Annotated in this window: 15 protein-coding genes; 4 read left to right on the top strand and 11 right to left on the bottom strand. The window is 60.7% G+C overall.

What is annotated here, in order from left to right:
* Window positions 1-50: 50 nt before the first annotated feature.
* Together H3H51_RS10280 and H3H51_RS10275 are read left to right on the top strand one after the other, a co-directional pair.
* A complete protein-coding gene (locus tag H3H51_RS10280) occupies window positions 51-4,673 on the top strand; it encodes a pilus assembly protein (protein WP_183088955.1) in 4,623 nt (1,540 codons plus the stop codon).
* Between the two features lie 11 nt (window positions 4,674-4,684).
* Window positions 4,685-5,053: a type IV pilin protein gene (locus tag H3H51_RS10275; RefSeq protein ID WP_183088954.1), complete on the top strand. Its 369-nt coding sequence runs from the start codon at window positions 4,685-4,687 to the stop codon at window positions 5,051-5,053.
* A gap of 67 nt (window positions 5,054-5,120) precedes the next feature.
* Here the strand turns inward: H3H51_RS10275 and ispH are convergent, their stop codons facing one another.
* The 6 genes from ispH to murJ form a co-directional block, all read right to left on the bottom strand.
* Window positions 5,121-6,065, bottom strand: a complete 945-nt coding sequence (gene ispH, locus H3H51_RS10270) for a 4-hydroxy-3-methylbut-2-enyl diphosphate reductase (RefSeq protein WP_183088953.1) — start codon at window positions 6,063-6,065, stop codon at window positions 5,121-5,123.
* A gap of 81 nt (window positions 6,066-6,146) precedes the next feature.
* Complete coding sequence (fkpB, locus tag H3H51_RS10265) at window positions 6,147-6,584, bottom strand: FKBP-type peptidyl-prolyl cis-trans isomerase (RefSeq protein ID WP_183088952.1); 438 nt, start codon at window positions 6,582-6,584, stop codon at window positions 6,147-6,149.
* A complete protein-coding gene (gene lspA / locus H3H51_RS10260; RefSeq protein ID WP_183088951.1) occupies window positions 6,577-7,086 on the bottom strand; it encodes a signal peptidase II in 510 nt (169 codons plus the stop codon). Before lspA ends, fkpB begins: the two co-directional genes overlap by 8 nt.
* Window positions 7,079-9,910, bottom strand: coding sequence for an isoleucine--tRNA ligase (ileS, locus tag H3H51_RS10255; RefSeq protein WP_183088950.1), 2,832 nt, complete (start codon window positions 9,908-9,910; stop codon window positions 7,079-7,081). Before ileS ends, lspA begins: the two co-directional genes overlap by 8 nt.
* Before the next feature lie 51 nt (window positions 9,911-9,961).
* On the bottom strand, window positions 9,962-10,900 hold the full coding sequence (ribF, locus tag H3H51_RS10250; protein WP_183088949.1) for a bifunctional riboflavin kinase/FAD synthetase: 939 nt from the start codon (window positions 10,898-10,900) through the stop codon (window positions 9,962-9,964).
* 82 nt (window positions 10,901-10,982) lie between these two features.
* A complete protein-coding gene (gene murJ / locus H3H51_RS10245) occupies window positions 10,983-12,527 on the bottom strand; it encodes a murein biosynthesis integral membrane protein MurJ (RefSeq protein ID WP_183088948.1) in 1,545 nt (514 codons plus the stop codon).
* A 198-nt stretch (window positions 12,528-12,725) separates the two neighbouring features.
* Here murJ and rpsT point away from each other — a divergent pair, with 198 nt between their 5' ends.
* Window positions 12,726-12,998 carry a 30S ribosomal protein S20 gene (gene rpsT / locus H3H51_RS10240; protein ID WP_160078424.1) on the top strand — a complete coding sequence of 91 codons (273 nt, stop codon included), beginning with the start codon at window positions 12,726-12,728 and terminating at the stop codon, window positions 12,996-12,998.
* 96 nt (window positions 12,999-13,094) lie between these two features.
* On the opposite strand, the gene H3H51_RS10235 is transcribed toward rpsT, so the two are convergent.
* The 5 genes from H3H51_RS10235 to rplU all read right to left on the bottom strand — a co-directional run bounded on the left by H3H51_RS10235 (window position 13,095) and on the right by rplU (window position 16,666).
* Window positions 13,095-13,556 (bottom strand): CreA family protein, encoded by a 462-nt coding sequence (locus H3H51_RS10235; protein ID WP_183088947.1) that lies wholly within the window; start codon window positions 13,554-13,556, stop codon window positions 13,095-13,097.
* A gap of 11 nt (window positions 13,557-13,567) precedes the next feature.
* Window positions 13,568-14,686, bottom strand: a complete 1,119-nt coding sequence (proB, locus tag H3H51_RS10230) for a glutamate 5-kinase (RefSeq protein ID WP_183088946.1) — start codon at window positions 14,684-14,686, stop codon at window positions 13,568-13,570.
* A gap of 61 nt (window positions 14,687-14,747) precedes the next feature.
* Entirely contained in the window at window positions 14,748-15,974 is a 1,227-nt protein-coding gene (gene cgtA, locus H3H51_RS10225; RefSeq protein WP_183088945.1) for an Obg family GTPase CgtA, read from the bottom strand.
* A 106-nt stretch (window positions 15,975-16,080) separates the two neighbouring features.
* Window positions 16,081-16,338, bottom strand: coding sequence for a 50S ribosomal protein L27 (rpmA, locus tag H3H51_RS10220; protein WP_183088944.1), 258 nt, complete (start codon window positions 16,336-16,338; stop codon window positions 16,081-16,083).
* A 16-nt stretch (window positions 16,339-16,354) separates the two neighbouring features.
* Window positions 16,355-16,666, bottom strand: coding sequence for a 50S ribosomal protein L21 (gene rplU, locus H3H51_RS10215; protein ID WP_183088943.1), 312 nt, complete (start codon window positions 16,664-16,666; stop codon window positions 16,355-16,357).
* A gap of 305 nt (window positions 16,667-16,971) precedes the next feature.
* Between rplU and H3H51_RS10210 the strand changes: the two genes are divergently transcribed.
* Window positions 16,972-17,940 (top strand): polyprenyl synthetase family protein, encoded by a 969-nt coding sequence (locus tag H3H51_RS10210; RefSeq protein ID WP_183088942.1) that lies wholly within the window; start codon window positions 16,972-16,974, stop codon window positions 17,938-17,940.
* Window positions 17,941-17,951: the final 11 nt, after the last annotated feature.

Here is a 17,951-nt window from a genome sequence, read left to right as displayed (position 1 = left end):
CCAAACCATTTCGTAAATCTTTGGGCGCACCGCTGCCAAGGAATCGCAACATGAAAAGCTCACGCTTCCTGCGTACAACCCTTTCATCCTGCCTGGCCAGCGCCCTGATTTTTTCCAGTGCCCTCAGCCACGCCGACGATACAGAGATCTTCTTCAGTAGCCCCGACACCAGTGTGGGCACAGCCAAACCTAACGTGCTGTTTATCCTCGACAACTCCGGCTCAATGAACTGGGGGCTGACTACCAACCAGAATGCCACCGGTGGTGCCAAATCACGGATGACGGTGCTCAAAGAGTCCTTCAGCGACATTCTGGGAAATACCTCAGGCATCAATGCCGGCATCATGGTGCTCAATAGCCGAGGCGAGTACGGCAACAGCCGCTTCATGTATCCAGTCACTGATATCGATCAAACCGTACCATCCAGCAACGTAATCTCAGCCAGCACACCTGGCATCCTCGTATCTGGCGACGACGCGACACAAGCAACGAACCCGCTGGGCACGGCCGTCACCGATGCGCCGACCTTGGTAATGGGAACGATCGGCACCACCAACACCGTGGCCAGCAACCCCATCATTACCCTCGATGATGCAAGCATCAACTTCCGCAAAACCTACAACTCCGCCGACTATGCCTGCCGAATGAACAGCGCCATAGTCACGCGCAACAAGGCCCCCTGCCAGGGCGAAGCAACTCGCACAACCGATAACCTCAGAACATCGGAAGTGCTCTTCCACTTCCAAGGGCTAAGTATTCCCGCAGGTGCAACCATCAGCAATGCGTACATTGCTATGACAGCATCAAGCAACAGGGCTAATAACACAGCTCGAAACCCTGCAATCACTGTAAAGCTACAGCAGAGCAAAGCCCCGGCAGTTCTGAATGACAATGAGGCCATAGCAGCGTCCCGCACCTTTACTAACGATACAATTACACCTACAGGTGGTTGGTCAACCGGCGGCCAAGTACAGATCAACCTGACCTCGCAACTGAACACTCTGCGCAGCGTCACCCCTTCTGCCGATCCAATTTCCTCTGTGCTGGCCCGCATTTATATTGGTGGAAGCAATAACTACTCGATCTATACAAGCGGCTACATGCCTCAGCTCGTAGTCGAGTACACGTCCACCTCCAATGTTGATGAAACCCGCATGGCCGCCTTGCGCTTCCAGGATGTCGGGATTCCGGCAGGCGCGACAATCAACTCCGCAACCATCAGTTTTGTGCCGGCGGCCAGCAGTTCGGCAGGCGATGCCACCTTTGAAGTTCGCGCCGAAAACACCAGCAGTGCCACCTTATTCACGGCCGGCTCTAACCTGACAACCAGAACCAAGAGCGCACCAATAGACTGGACGGCTCCCGCCTGGGTCGCAGCCCCTACGCCCGCCCCTGTCACAGGCCCTGATGTAACCAGCCTGGTGCAAGGTGTCGTGAGCGGTACTGGCTGGTGCGGTAACAACGCCATGGCGTTTTATATTTCGCCCAAAGCCGGAAACACCAGCAACCGAGTGGCCTACAGCATCGACGGCGCTGGCGGCCTGCAGCCGGTTCTCAACGTCAGCTACAGCGGCGGTAGCAGTGGCTGCATCAACCCGATCATTGAGCTACGCGTCAATGCCGAGAAAAACGATGCTTATGAGTCATCCGGCGGGACCATCAGTGTTGCCGGCACCACCCTACCGCTGGACAGAGCTCTAATAGCGGCACGATTTGAACAGGTACGCATCCTCAAGAACGCAACAATCATGGATGCCAGGCTGGCAATAACCCCGGCCAACACCGTGAGTTCACCTAACATGAGCACTACCATCAGCGTTGAGAATACGGACAACTCAGCGGGGTTCATCTCTGAAGAAGACAACCTGAGCGACCGCAACAAAACAGGCAGCAACAGCTGCACGTTCAACGCGGCCAATGGCGGGTGGCTAACGGGACAAACCGTATATTGCGCCCCGTCCGGGCTAGCCAGCAGCCTGCAGAACGTGTTTGCCCGTGCGGGCTGGGCAGCCAACAACGCCATCAGTGTGTTCCTCGCCCAATCAGGCGACTCCTCACTCAACGCCGTGGCTTACGAACAGAACCCTTCGCAATCCATCAAACTGCGCATCAAAATTGCCAACGGCGGCCTGGCCGACCAGGGCACCGTTACCGTTCGCGATGAAATGGTCGCAGGCGTGAACAACATGTTCGCCGAAGACGGCACCCCCATAGTGCCGACGCTGTATGACGCCGCTCGCTATCTGCGTGGAAGCCTGAGTGGAAGACCCACGCCTATGACCGCCTCCTGCCAGCCGACCCACTTGGTACTGCTGACCGACGGCCAAGCCAATGGCAATACCACTGACGCGAAAGACGGCATTAGAGGCATCGCCGGCAGTTGCTCAGGTGACGCTACAGATGATGGCGAAAAGTGCGCGCGCACCCTGGCCACCTACATGTTCACCAACGACCAACTCAGCACCCTTGCTGGCGACAATAAAGTCACCACGCATACTGTTGGCTTCGCCCTGGATGCCAGCGGCACCACCGCCAGCACCAACATCAAGAACTTCCTGAAAGACATTGCCACCAACGGCGGTGGCTCCTTCAACAGCGCCGAAACATCTGGTGAACTCACCAAGGCCTTCAACAAAATCTTGGGTGAAGTCTTGGCAACCGACACCACATTTGTCAGCGCCAGCGCACCGGTAAACACCTTCAACCGCCAAGACAACAAGGATGAGCTGTACTTCTCCCTGTTCCGACCATCAGCTACGGATCGCTGGGCAGGCAACCTCAAACGCTACCGTATGGATACCAGCAGCGGCGATGCCATCATTGTTGACCGTGATGGCACAGCGGCCATTGACCCTGCTTCCGGCTATTTCAAGAGCGACATTCGCAGCTGGTGGACCCCTAACACCATGAAAGACGGCTCCGTTGTCGCTGATGGTGGGGCCGCTTCACAGCTACCGACCCCAGCCAGTCGCAATCTATTTACCAATGTCACCTCGGGCAGCAACACTCTCACTGCCATTGACACCAGCAACGCCGCACTTACCACCACCGCACTCTCTGCATCGACCGCCCAGGAGCGAGTGGACCTCATCACTTATATCCGCGGCCTCAGCAGTGGAGTCGAACGCAAGGCTGTGGGTGACCCGATTCATGCCACGCCCAGCCTGATCACCTATAGCTGCACCACCTACACCAACGGCATCTGCACGGACGAAGAGCAGAGCGCCATCATCGGTACCAACGAAGGCTTTGTGCAGATGTTCAACACCAAGACCGGTGCCGAGCAATTTGCCTTCATGCCAGCTCCCTTGCTGCCTAACATCAAGCGCCTGATGGCCAACGAAGCAAGCGCGGAGCACAGCACCGAGACCCATCCATACGGCATGGACAACACCGTTACCGTGTGGGCAAACGACGCCAACAACAACGGCGTTATTGGTACCGGTGAGTTCGTCTATGCCTACGCCACCATGGGCCGAGGCGGCAAGGACATATACGCACTGGACATCACCAACCGCACCTCCCCCAGCTTGCTGTGGAAAATCCAGGGGGGCGTTACCAGCGGCTTTGGCAGCCTTGGACAAACCTGGTCTGCACCCGTAAAAACCAAGATCAAAATTGGCAGCACCATTACCGATGTACTGGTATTTGGTGGCGGTTACGACCCAGACCAAGACAATGCCACTGTGCGCACCACTGACGATCAGGGCAATGCCGTCTACATCGTCAATGCTCGTACAGGCTCCCTGATCTGGTCCGCGTCCAAAACAAACGGCTTCTCAGCCATGGACTACAGCATTCCGAGCGGAGTCAGCGTGGTTGGCCTGCAGACCGACGCCAATGGCAATGCCTACGTTGACCCCAACGGGCTGGCTGGCCAGATCTTCGTAGGCGATATGGGCGGCCAAGTCTGGCGCTTCCACGTCCACAATGGCCAGAGCGGCACAGGCCTGGTAACGGGCGGCGTATTTGCCAGCGTAGCGGGTAGTGATGCCGCCGGCGCTCGGCGCTTCTACCACGAGCCAGAGATCGCGCTAGCCACTGTTGGCAATGCGCTCAATCTGACTGTCAATATCGGATCTGGCTATCGCGGGCACCCACTGAATAAAGTTATTCAGGACCGTTTCTACTCATTCCGCACAGAAAACCTAAACGGGATAGGTGGCATTCTTACTGAGGCCAATCTGTACGATGCCACCAGTCTGACAACTGCAACTGCTGCGCAACTGGAAGACCTTCAGGCCGAAGACGGTTGGTATATCCGCCTGACTCGTTCGGGAGAGAAAGTGCTGTCCCGCCCACTGGTCATCGACGGCAAATTGCTGTTCAACACCTATGAACCTGAAGTCAGCCAGAACTCCTGCAAAGCAGCTCCAGGCACAACTCGCGGGTATACCGTGTCCTTGCTGGACTCCACCGCTATCAACACCACTCGCGACGTGGATACACAGGGCAGCAGCCTGCCGTCCAACCCGCAACTGTTCTGCCAGGGCAACAGCTGCTGGGCTTATAACGACCCATCGCAACTGGTTGAAGGCAACGGCGGGGATGACGATGATGACCAGTGCGACAGCGCAGCAAACCCAGAGAAATGCCGCTGCGACAAGAACCCAATCTGTATCTGGATGCCAAGCACGCCACGCACCTATTGGACAGATGAGCCGGTCAACTGAGAACCCGAACAATGAAAAAACAGAACGGTTTTACCCTGATAGAACTGATGATTACGATACTAATCATTGCGGTATTGGCTGCGATTGCCCTGCCTAGCTACACCGCCTATTTAGAGCGAGCCGCCTGCGAAGACGGCAAAGCCTTACTCAATGGTGCTGCCAACGCCATGGAGCGTGCCAGAGCGCAAAATAATGGCAGCTACGACGCAAACACGACCATGCCAAACTCAACTTCCGAGTTTGGGGTAGCTGCAAGCAACGTGTCAGCTGCCGACTACCGACTTACTGCAACAGCGGCCGGCCGGCTAAATGGAAACTTGACCCTGAACGCCGCTAACGTGCGCGGGGGCAGCCTCGCCGGCCAATGTGCATGGCAGTAAATAAGCGATAAGAAAAAGCCGACTCATCTGAGTCGGCTTTTTTGTGTCTCTAGATAAGCAGCTAGAATTACAAGCTCTTTACCCGCAGCTCCTTGGGCATCGAGAACGTCACGTTCTCCGGTCGCCCAAGCAGCTCCTCCGCGCCAACCGCCCCCCAGCTACGCAGCCGCTCAACCACTCCGAGCACGAGCACCTCTGGAGCTGATGCGCCTGCAGTGATGCCAATGCGCTGCACATTGGCAAACCAGTCCTGCTTGAGATCTTCGGCACCATCGATCAGATAGGCCGGCGTATCGAGGCGCTCAGCCAGCTCACGCAGTCGATTGGAGTTGGAGCTGTTCGGGCTGCCCACCACCAACACCACATCACACTCGCTGGCCAGTTGCTTGACCGCATCCTGGCGGTTCTGGGTGGCGTAGCAGATGTCGTCCTTGCGCGGCCCACCAATGCTGGGGAACTTGCTGCGCAGGGCATCGATGACTCGACTGGTGTCGTCCATCGACAGTGTGGTCTGGGTGACAAAGGCTAGTGACTCGGGGTTGCGGACCACCAGATTGGCCACGTCTTCTTCGTCTTCGACCAGATAGATGGCCCCGCCATTGCGGTCATCGTATTGGCCCATGGTGCCTTCGACTTCCGGGTGCCCTTCGTGGCCGATCAGGATGCATTCGCGGCCGTCGCGGCTGTAGCGCGCGACTTCAAGATGCACCTTGGTTACCAGGGGGCAGGTCGCATCGAAGACTTTCAGGCCCCGCCGATCAGCCTCCTGGCGCACGGCCTGGGATACGCCATGCGCGCTGAAGATGACGATGGTGTTGTCCGGCACCTGATCCAGCTCTTCAACGAAGATCGCACCGCGCGAACGCAAGTCCTCGACCACGAATTTGTTGTGCACCACTTCGTGTCGCACATAGATCGGTGCGCCGAATACTTCTAGCGCCCGATTGACGATCTCGATGGCGCGGTCGACGCCTGCACAAAAGCCGCGGGGGTTGGCGAGTTTGATTTGCATGCTGTGGATCTCGGCGCGCGATAGGCAGATGGGGAGAGTGTACGCCGCCCGACAGGTCGAGCGCCCTCCCCTGCTAAAGGATCAGGCGGGACGAACCTCGATGATTTCGACATCGAAGCTCAGCGTCTTGCCAGACAGCGGATGATTGAAGTCGATGGTCACCTGGGCGTCATCGAACGCCTTGACCACGCCTGGCAGCTCGGCATTGGCGGCATCGTTGAAGATCACCAGCAGCCCTTCGGACAGCTCCATGTCCGCGAATTGCGAGCGTGGCATGACCTGCACATTCTGCGGATTGGGCTGACCAAAGGCGTTCTCCGGCTCGATCTGCAGGCTGCGCTTGTCACCGGCCTTGAAGCCGAACAGTGCCGCCTCGAAACCCGGCAACAGGTTGCCATCGCCGACCTTGAAGGTCGCCGGGCTCTTGTCGAAGGTGCTGTCGACCACATCGCCGTTAGCCAGCTTGAGGGCGAAATGCAGGGTCACTTCCTTGTCCGGGCCAATACGTTGCTCAGTCATGGGCAGGTTCTCCGGACTTCTTGCTCTTGAACATATCCAGCGCCAGCATCACCGCGCCCAGGGTAATGGCGCTGTCCGCCAGGTTGAAGGCGGGGAATCGGTACAGGTCCTGCCAGTGCACCAGGATGAAATCGACCACGTGGCCGAGCACCATCCGGTCGTACAGGTTGCCCAATGCACCACCCAGGACCAGGGCCAAGGCAATGGCCAGCCAGGTTTCATCGGCTTTCAGACGCTTGAGCCAGACCACCAGCACCGCGCTGACGCCCAGGGCGATGGCCGCGAAGAACCAGCGCTGCCAGCCCGACTCGCCAGCCAGGAAGCTGAACGCCGCGCCACGGTTGTACACATGGACCCAGTCAAAGTAGCCATCGAGCACGACCACACGCTGGCCATACTCCAGCATGTGCAGCACGACCTGCTTGCTGCCCTGATCGAGCACGAACACCAGCAGCGCCAGCCACAACCAGGCCAAGCGACCGAAACGACTGACCTCAGGCATGCTTGCGCACCTCGCCTGCACCTTCGATGTTGTCTACGCAGCGCTCGCACAGCTCAGGATGCGCGGCATTGCTGCCGACATCCGCGCGGAAGTGCCAGCAACGGCCGCACTTGGCATGGGCCGACTTGACGATTTTCAGTTTCAGGCCCGCCACCTCGCTAACCACGGCATCGGCCGGCGCATCGGCCAGCGGCGCGACAGCAGCCGTCGAGGTGATCAGGGCGAAGCGCAGCTCGTCGCCCAACTTGGCCAGGGCGGTTTGCAGCGACTCGTCGCCAAACAGAGTGACTTCTGCCTGCAGGCTGCCGCCGATGGCCTTGGCCGCGCGCAGGTTCTCCAGCTCCTTGTTCACCGCCGCTTTCACGGCCATGACCTGATCCCAGTAGGCGCGATCCAGCTCGAAGCCTTCCGGCAAACGATTCAGGCCGTCGTACCAGGTGTTCAGCAGCACCGACTCGTTACGCTCACCCGGCAGGAACTGCCAGATCTCGTCGGCGGTGAACGCCAGAATCGGCGCGATCCAGCGCACCAACGCCTCGGCGATATGGAACAGGGCGCTCTGGCAGGAGCGACGGGCGATGCTGTCGGCCTGGGTGGTGTACTGGCGGTCCTTGATGATGTCGAGGTAGAAGCCGCCCAGCTCCTGCACGCAGAAGTTGTGCACCTTGGAGTAGACGTTCCAGAAGCGGTATTCGCCGTAGGCCTCGATGATCTCTTCCTGCAGGCGCGCTGCAGCGTCCAGGGCCCAGCGATCCAGATCGAGCATCTGTTCGACCGGCAGCAGGTCCTTGGCCGGATCGAAACCATTGAGGTTGGAAAGCAGGAAGCGCGTGGTGTTGCGGATACGCCGGTAGGCGTCGGCGCTGCGCTGCAGGATGACCTTGGACACGGCCATCTCGCCCGAGTAGTCGGTGGAGGCAACCCACAGACGCATGATGTCGGCGCCCAGGCTGTCGTTGACCTCCTGCGGGGCAACCACGTTGCCGAGGGACTTGGACATTTTGCGGCCGTTCTCGTCGACCACGAAACCGTGGGTCAGCAGCGCCTTGTACGGCGCATGGCCGTCGATGGCGCAACCGGTCAGCAAGGACGAATGGAACCAGCCGCGGTGCTGGTCCGAACCTTCCAGATAAAGGTCAGCGCGCGGGCCGGTTGCATGTCCCAACGGGTGCGAGCCGCGCAGCACGTGCCAGTGGGTGGTGCCGGAATCAAACCAGACGTCCAGGGTGTCGCTGATCTTGTCGTACTGCGCCGCTTCGTCGCCGAGCAGTTCGCTGGCGTCGAGCTTGAACCAGGCCTCGATGCCCTGCTCCTCGACGCGCGCGGCCACTTGCTCCATCAACTCAACGGTGCGCGGGTGCAGTTCGCCGCTTTCCTTGTGCAGGAAGAACGGGATCGGCACGCCCCAGTTACGCTGGCGCGAGATGCACCAGTCCGGACGCCCGGCGATCATGCTGTGCAGACGCGCTTGGCCCCAGGCCGGGACGAACTCGGTCTGCTCGATGGCGGACAACGCGCGCTCACGCAGGGTGGCGCCCTGCTCCGGCTGCTTGTCCATGCCGACGAACCACTGCGCGGTGGCGCGGTAGATCAGCGGGGTCTTGTGTCGCCAGCAGTGCATGTAGCTGTGCTGGATGGCTTCATGCTTGAGCAGCGCGCCGACTTCGTCGAGCTTGGCGACAATGGCCGGGTTGGCCTTCCAGATGAACTGGCCGCCGAAGAACGGCAGGTCGCTGACGTACACGCCGTTGCTCTGCACCGGGCTGAGGATGTCGTCGTTGCTCATGCCGTACTGCTTGCACGAGCGGAAGTCGTCTTCGCCGTAGGCCGGCGCCGAGTGGACGATGCCAGTACCGGCGCCCAGTTCGACGTACTCGGCCAGGTAGACCGGCGCGAAGCGCTCGTAGAACGGGTGGCGGAAGCGGATGTTTTCCAGCGCGGAGCCGGCCGCCGTGGCGATCACCTGGCCTTGCAGGCCGTAGCGCGCCAGGCTGCTTTCAACCAGCTCTTCGGCCAGCAGCAGCAGACGCTCGCCGGTATCGACCAGGGCGTAGGTGAACTCCGGGTGGACGTTGAGCGCCTGGTTGGCCGGGATGGTCCACGGCGTGGTGGTCCAGATCACGATGCTGGCGGGCTTGGCCAGCTCGCTCAGGCCGAAGGCGGCAGCCAGCTGGGCAGCGTCCTCAACGACGAAGGCGACGTCGATGGCATCGGATTTCTTGTCCTGATACTCGACTTCCGCCTCGGCCAGGGCCGAACCGCAATCGAAGCACCAGTTCACCGGCTTCAGGCCCTTGAACACGAAACCTTGCTTGACCATTTCGGCCAGGGCGCGGATTTCACCGGCCTCGTTGGCGAAGGCCATGGTCTTGTACGGGTTGTCCCACTCGCCCAGCACGCCCAGGCGGATGAAGTCGGCCTTCTGCCCTTCGATCTGCTCGCCGGCATAGGTGCGGCAGCGCTCGCGGGTCAAGTCGGACGGCTGATTCTTGCCGAAGGTAGTCTCGACCTTGTGTTCGATCGGCAGACCATGACAGTCCCAGCCCGGCACGTAGGGGGCATCGAAGCCGGCCAGGGTCTTGGAGCGGATAATCATGTCCTTGAGGATCTTATTGACCGCGTGACCGATGTGGATGCTGCCGTTGGCGTAGGGCGGGCCATCGTGCAGGACGAACTTCGGCCGGCCTTCGCCAAGCTGGCGCAACTTCTGGTACAGGCCAATGCTGTCCCAGTGCGCCAGGGTTTGCGGCTCGCGCTGCGGCAGGCCGGCTTTCATCGGGAAGGCAGTATCCGGGAGGTTCAGCGTGGCTTTGTAGTCGGTCATCTCAGGCTCTTGGACTTAATCAATACGAGCGGTGGTCAATACGAACCGCGGTCAATCCAGCGGCTGGCCCAGCCAGTAGGCGCGGGCGGCGGCGACATCCGCCGCTATCGCGATCTTCAATGCCTCCAGTGAGGCGAAGCGCTGCTCATCGCGCAGCTTGTGGTGGAACACCACCGTCAGGCGCCGGCCGTAGATATCCCCGGCAAACTCCAACAGATGCACTTCCAAGTGGGGCAGACCATCGCCGACGACCGTAGGCCGCAGGCCGATATTGGCCACCCCGTGGTGGCGCTGACCATCGATCAACGCACTGACCAGAAACACACCGCGCAACGGCGGCTGACGGCGCTTGAGCTGCACATTGGCCGTTGGCGAACCGAGCTGGCGGGCCAGCTTCTGCCCATGCAACACCCGTCCGGCCAAAGCAAAGGGACGTCCCAGCAGACGCTCGGCCAACTCCAGCTCACCCGCCTGCAAGGCCTGGCGTACGCGGGTGCTGCTGATGCGCTCGCCATCCAGCTCGACGGTCAATGCCGCCTCGACGCTGAAATCCTGCTCGATGCCGGCCTGGACCAGAAAGGCGAAATCACCCGAGCGATCGCAGCCGAAACGAAAGTCATCGCCGACCTCGAGGTGCTTGACGTGCAAGCCCTCAACCAGCACCTGGCGAACGAATTCGGCCGCCGACAACTCGCGCAAACGACGATTGAAAGCCAGGCATAGCACGCGATCGACGCCTTCGGCGGCCAGCAGCTCAAGCTTCTCGCGCAGGCGAGTCAGACGTGCCGGAGCGGTATCCGGGCCGAAGTACTCGCGCGGCTGCGGCTCGAAGATCACCACGCAGCTCGGCACACCCAGCTCGATCGCCCGCTCGCGCAGACGCGCCAGAATGGCCTGGTGCCCACGGTGCACGCCATCGAAGTTGCCGATGGTGGCAACGCATCCCTGGGTCAGGGGTAGCAGATTGTGGAGGCCTCGGACCAGCTGCATAGCGCGCTTCTTGCTTACAAAGTGGTCGATTATACGCACACCGGGCAACGGACAACAGGCAGCACGTCCGCCACCTGACCCGTTAGGGCGCCGCGCGCCGGGCAAAATCGCGCAAACGGAAACCCAGCAGCAGCAGCACGCCGAAATAGACCAGGCCACCAACCGACACCAGCGCCGCCAGGCGCAACAGACGCACGAGCATGCCGTCATCAGCCCAGGGCGGCATGAAGTGCATGACCAGCAGCAGCACCGCGACCATGCTCAACAGGGCCAGCAAAAGTTTGCCGAGAAACACCCACCAGCCGGCCTGCGGTTGATACAGCCCGCCTTTGCGCAATTGCCAATACAACAACCCGGCATTCAAACAGGCCGCCAGGCTGATGGACAGCGCCAGGCCGGCATGCGCCAGGGGAATCACGAAGACGAACAGCAGGTTCATCAGCTGCGTGGCCAGCAGGCTGATAACGGCTATTTTCACCGGCGTCCTGATGTTCTGCTGGGCATAGAAGCCGGGCGCCAGGATTTTTATCAGCGTAATACCCAGCAGACCGACCGAGTAGGCGATCAATGCCCGCTGCGTCATGTCGGCATCGCTGGCCGTGAACTGGCCGTACTGGAACAGCGAAACGGTCAGCGGCTCGGCCAGCACCGCCAGCGCCAGCGCCGCCGGCAGCACCAGCAGGAAACACAGGCGCAACCCCCAGTCGAGCAGCCGCGAGTAATCCTCACGATTGGCGCTGGCGTAGGTTTTCGACAAGGCCGGCAACAGGATGGTGCCCAGGGCCACACCCAGCACCCCGGAAGGCAGCTCCATCAGGCGGTCGGCGTAGTACATCCAGGACACCGAGCCCGCCACCAGAAAGGAGGCGAAGATCGTGTTGATGATCAGCGAAATCTGGCTGACCGACACGCCGAAAATTGCCGGCCCCATCTGTTTGAGTACGCGCCACACGCCCGTATCGCGAAGGCTCAGGCGCGGCAGCACGAGCATGCCGATCCTCTTCAGGTGCGGCAGCTGATAAAGCAGTTGCAGCAGGCCGCCGACCAACACCGCCCAGGCCAGCGCCATGATCGGCGGATCAAAGTAAGGCGCCAAGAACAGCATGAACCCGATCATGCTGACGTTAAGCAGCGTCGGTACGAAGGCCGGCACTGAAAAGCGATTCCAGGTATTGAGCACCGCCCCCGCCAGCGACGACAGGGAGATCAGCAGAATATAAGGAAAGGTCACCCGCAGCAGATCGACCGTCAGACCGAAGCGATCGGCCTCATCGGCAAACCCCGGCGCCGACACCCAGACGATCCAGGGCGCCGCGACCATACCCAGCAAAGTGACCAACGCCAGCACCAGGGTCAGCAGGCCCGACACATAGGCAATAAAGGTACGCGTCGCCTCCTCGCCCTGCTGCATCTTGTATTCCGCCAGGATCGGCACGAACGCCTGGGAAAATGCCCCTTCGGCAAAAATGCGCCGCAGCAGGTTGGGCAGCTTGAACGCCACCACCCAGGCGTCCGACGCCACTCCGGCGCCGAAGATGCGCGCCATCAAAGTATCGCGGACAAAGCCCAGCACGCGGGACAGCATGGTCAGAGAGCTGACAGCAGCCAGCGACTTGAGCAGATTCATGGAATAATTCGGCTTCCAGAGGCGAGCACAGCAGACCGACCGATTCATCGGCGCGCGAAGGCACCGAGTGTAACCACCCGCCGCTGGTCAGACCAGCACAGGGATGGATCATCAGGCTTGACATCAGCCGCCCAGCTCGGCATGATTCGCGGCCTTATTTGTTGCTATCCCCCCAGTTTTTTTTCGAGGAGCTTGACGGTGGCCAATACACCTTCTGCCAAAAAACGCGCCAAACAGGCTGAGAAGCGTCGTAGCCATAACGCCAGCCTGCGCTCCATGGTTCGTACTTACATCAAGAACGTGGTCAAGGCTATCGACGCCAAAGACCTGGAAAAAGCGCAAACCGCTTACGTTCTGGCTGTGCCAGTAATCGACCGCATGGCCGACAAAGGCATCATCCACAAGAACAAAGCCGCTCGTCACAAGAGCCGCCTGAACGGTCACATCAAGGCACTGGCTACCGCCGCCTAAGATGTACCACTCTAAAAAACCGGCCTAGGCCGGTTTTTTATTGCCCGCATCTTTCCAGACAGAAAAAACCCGGAGCTGGCTCCGGGTTTTTCTTTTTTACTGACCCGCCCAGGGCAGGATCGGAATGGCCGTCACCGCATTCTGCGGACTGCCTTCGATGATTCGGTCGCTGTACACCAGATAGATCAGCGTATTGCGCTTTTCATCGAAGAACCGCACCACCTGCATGGTCTTGAACACCAGCGAGGTGCGCTCCTTGAATACCTCCTCGCCATCCTTGAGCGTGCCAGAGAAGCGAATCGCGCCCACCTGGCGGCAAGCAATGGAGGCCTCGGCACGATCTTCGGCCAGACCCAGACCACCCTTGACCCCACCAGTCTTGGCGCGCGACAGGTAGCAGGTCACCCCCTCGACTTTCGGGTCATCGAAAGCCTCGACCACGATCTTGTCGTTCGGACCGACCCACTTGAACACCGTGGAGACCTCGCCCACCTCTTCCGCCGCAGCCAGCAACGGCAACATCAGCAAACCGCCCAGCAATCCCTTCGCCATACGCATGCGCACTCTCCTCAAACCAGAATCAGGTTATCCCGGTGCACCAACTCCGGCTCGTCGACATAGCCCAGCAGCTTCTCGATCGCATCCGACGGCTGGCCGACGATTTTCTGCGCCTCGAGCGCGCTGTAGTTAGCCAGGCCCCGGGCAATCTCACGACCATCAGGCGCGACGCACACCACCATTTCACCACGACGGAAACTGCCTTGCACTTCCTTGACCCCAACCGGCAGCAGGCTCTTGCGATCCTGCAACAACGCCTTCACCGCCCCCGCATCCAGCACCAGGGTGCCGCGAGTCTGCAGATGCCCGGCCAGCCACTGCTTGCGCGCCGCCAGCAGGCCGCGCTCCGGCGCCAATAAGGTACCCAGGCGCTCGCCCGACTTGAGCCGATCGAGCACGCGCTCGATCCGCCCACCGACAATCACCGTGTAGGCACCGGATCGCGCCGCCAGCCGCGCCGCGCGCAGCTTGGTCTGCATACCACCACGCCCCAGTGCACCACCCGTACCGCCCGCCACCGCATCCAGCGACGGATCGTCGGCGCGCGCCTCGAAAATCAGCTGGGCATCGGGATTGTGCCGCGGATCGGCATCGAACATGCCGTCACGGTCGGTGAGGATTACCAGCAAATCGGCCTCGACCAGGTTGGCCACCAGCGCCGCCAAGGTGTCGTTGTCACCGAAACGGATCTCGTCGGTGACCACCGTGTCGTTTTCGTTGATCACCGGAATAGTGCCGAGCTCGACCAGCGTGCGCAGGGTGCTGCGCGCATTCAGGTAGCGCTTGCGATCCGACAGGTCGTCATGGGTCAGCAGCACCTGCGCCGTATGCTTGCCATGCTCGGCAAAACTCGACTCCCAGGCCTGCACCAGCCCCATCTGCCCCACCGCAGCAGCAGCCTGCAGCTCATGAATGGCACTCGGACGGGACGTCCAGCCCAGGCGACTCATGCCTGCCGCCACCGCACCGGACGACACCAGCACCAACTCGACGCCCGCCTCGCGCAGCGCCACCATCTGCTCGACCCACACCGCCATGGCCGCACGATCCAGGCCACGCCCATCCGCGGTCAGCAGCGCACTACCGATCTTCACCACCCAGCGCTGGGCGCCGGTCACCTTGTCCCGCATGTCGTCAAATCCTACTGGCCAGTCAGCACAACGCCGCTATCAAGCGGCGCTGTACGATACCTCAATCGCGAACGTAGATGATCTCCGGACCATCTTCGTCATCCTCGAAATCATCATCCCAGACATCATCATCACCGATGTCATCGACACTCTTCAGCCCCGCCTTGCGCAGCGCACGCTTGTCGTCCAACGCCTGCAGACGGGCACGCGCCTCATCCTCAATGCGCTGATCCAGCTCGGCCAGCTCGGCGGCATAGGCCGGCTCCTCGACTTTGCGCAGCTCGCGCTCGTCAAGGTAACGCATGATCGCCTGGCTCAGCGCCTCGGTGCCTTCACTCTCCAGGGCCGAGATAACAAAGACTGGACCCCGCCAGTCCAGGCGCTCGATCACCGCACGCATGCGCTCCTCGCGCTCATCATCGAGCAACTGATCAGCCTTGTTCAGCACCAGCCAGCGATCACGATCGGCCAGGGCCGGACTGAACTTCTCCAGCTCGCGAATAATGACTTCAGCCGCCTCGGCCGGATCACTCTGATCCAGCGGCGCCATATCCACCAGATGCAGGAGCAAGCGAGTACGCGCCAAGTGCTTGAGGAAGCGAATGCCCAGGCCAGCGCCTTCGGAGGCGCCCTCGATCAGACCCGGAATGTCGGCGACCACGAAGCTCTTGTAGCGCCCTACACTGACCACACCCAGGTTCGGCACCAGGGTGGTGAAGGGATAATCCGCCACCTTCGGCTTGGCTGCAGAGACCGAACGAATGAAGGTGCTCTTGCCGGCGTTCGGCAGACCGAGCAGACCAACATCGGCCAGCACTTTCAGCTCCAGCTTGAGGTCGCGCGCCTCGCCCGGCTTGCCCGGCGTGGTCTGACGCGGCGCACGGTTGGTACTGGACTTGAAGCGGGTATTACCCAGACCGTGCCAGCCACCATGAGCCACCATCAGGCGCTGACCCGGCTTGGTCAGATCCCCAATGATTTCCTGGGTACTGGCATCGATCACCGTGGTACCGACCGGAACCGGCAGAATCAGATCCTCACCCTTGGCACCAGTACACTCGGTACTGCCGCCCTTCTCGCCATTGCGCGCATTGAAACGACGCGTATAGCGATAGTCGACCAGGGTGTTCAGGTTCGGATCGGCTTCCATATAGATAGAGCCGCCGTCACCGCCATCGCCGCCGTTGGGGCCACCCTTCTCGATGAACTTCTCACGACGAAAGCTCATCATGCCGTTACCGCCGTCACCGGCTTTTACAAAAATCGAAACTTCATCGACGAATTTCATGGGTACGCCTCCCGTCTCGGCGACGGGCTAGTGGAACACTGGATACAGGATATACAGAAACAAAAAAGCCCCGTCGCGAGACGGGGCTTTTTCAGCAAGCGCGGACTTAGGCAGTCACGACGCTCACGTAACGACGACCGAAGGCGCCTTTAACTTCAAACTTGACCACGCCGTCGACTTTAGCGAACAGAGTGTGGTCTTTACCCATGCCAACGCCGTAGCCAGCGTGGAATTGGGTGCCGCGCTGACGCACGATGATGTTGCCGGCTTTGATAACCTGGCTGCCATACATCTTCACGCCAAGGCGTTTGCTTTCTGAGTCGCGGCCGTTACGAGTACTACCGCCAGCTTTCTTGTGTGCCATGAGTCAAACCCTCCAATCAGGCCTGGATGCCAGTGATCTTGATTTCGGTGAACCACTGACGGTGGCCCTGACGCTTCATGTGGTGCTTACGACGGCGGAACTTGATGATGGTCACTTTGTCGTGACGGCCCTGGGCGATCACTTCAGCAACAACCTTGGCACCATCAACTACCGGAGCGCCGATTTTAACGTCGTCACCGTTGCCGATCAGCAGAACGCGATCAAAAGTCACGGATTCGCCAGTGGCGACTTCCAGCTTTTCGATCTTGAGGAACTCACCTTCGGCGACTTTGTATTGCTTGCCACCGGTAACAATTACTGCGTACATGGATATCTCTCCGTTAAACCTGCTCACCCGACTCTTTATAGGAAGAGTTATTGGCCGGCATGGCTGCTTGGGTCTGCATTGAACCCTAGCAATTGCGTAAGGCAGGGAGTGCCCAAAGAAGTTAGGGGCCGCGATTGTACGGAAAGCCGGATAGCGAGGCAAGCCCTAGCAGTGCTTGCCTTGACAGCCCAAACCCCGCCCCCTAGCATGCCGCGCAGCCCGTATAGAGCCCGGCCCGGCATGCCCTTTGCCCGTTTCCACTCCCGAGAAACACGCCGGCACCAGCCCAGGAGCCCCCGTCAACGATGCAACCCCAGGCCTTTTACAGCGTGGTGGCGGACGATTTCGCCGCCGTCGACGGGATAATCCGCCGCCAGCTGGTCTCCCGAGTGCCCCTGGTGGAAAAGATCGGCGACTACATCATTTCCGCCGGCGGCAAGCGCTTGCGCCCGCTCCTGGTACTGCTCAGCGGCAAGGCACTCGGCTATCAGGCTGACGACCTGCGCCTGCTGGCCGCCACCATCGAATTCCTGCACACCGCCACCCTGCTGCATGACGACGTGGTCGACATGTCCGGCATGCGCCGCGGCCGTGCCACCGCCAACGCGCAATGGGGCAACGCGCCCAGCGTGCTGGTAGGCGACTTCCTCTATTCGCGCTCGTTCGAAATGATGGTCGAGCTCGGCTGCATGCCGGTGATGAAAATCCTCTCGCGCGCCACCCGAGTGATCGCCGAAGGCGAAGTGCTGCAGCTGTCGAAGATCCGCGACGCCAGCACCACCGAAGAAACCTACATGGAAGTCATCCGCGGCAAGACCGCCATGCTCTTCGAGGCCTCGACCCACAGCGCCGCCGCGCTGGCCGGCGCCAACCAGGCGCAGAGCGAAGCCCTGAGCCGCTTCGGCGACCACCTCGGCATCGCCTTCCAGCTGGTCGACGACCTGCTCGACTACCAGGGCGACGCCGCCACCCTCGGCAAGAACGTCGGTGACGACCTAGCCGAAGGCAAGCCAACCCTGCCGCTGATCTACACCATGCGCGAAGGCACCGCCGAACAGGCTTCCCTGGTGCGCACAGCCATCCAGAAAGGCGGTCTCGACGACCTGGAAAGCATTCGCGCCGCCGTCGAAGCCTCCGGCGCCCTGGCCTACACCGCCAAACTCGCCCGCGAGCATGCCGACCAAGCCATCGCCTGCCTTGCTGCCCTGCCGGAAAACGCCTACCGCGATGCCCTGAGCGAGCTGTGCCGCTTCGCCGTAGCCCGCACGCACTGACCGCTCAACAC

Origin of the sequence: Aquipseudomonas ullengensis, from assembly GCF_014174475.1 — a bacterium.
GTDB classification, from domain to species: Bacteria; Pseudomonadota; Gammaproteobacteria; order Pseudomonadales; family Pseudomonadaceae; genus Aquipseudomonas; species Aquipseudomonas ullengensis.
The sequence above is the reverse complement of the archived record's forward strand: the minus strand, read 5'-3'. Positions and strand labels throughout refer to the sequence as shown.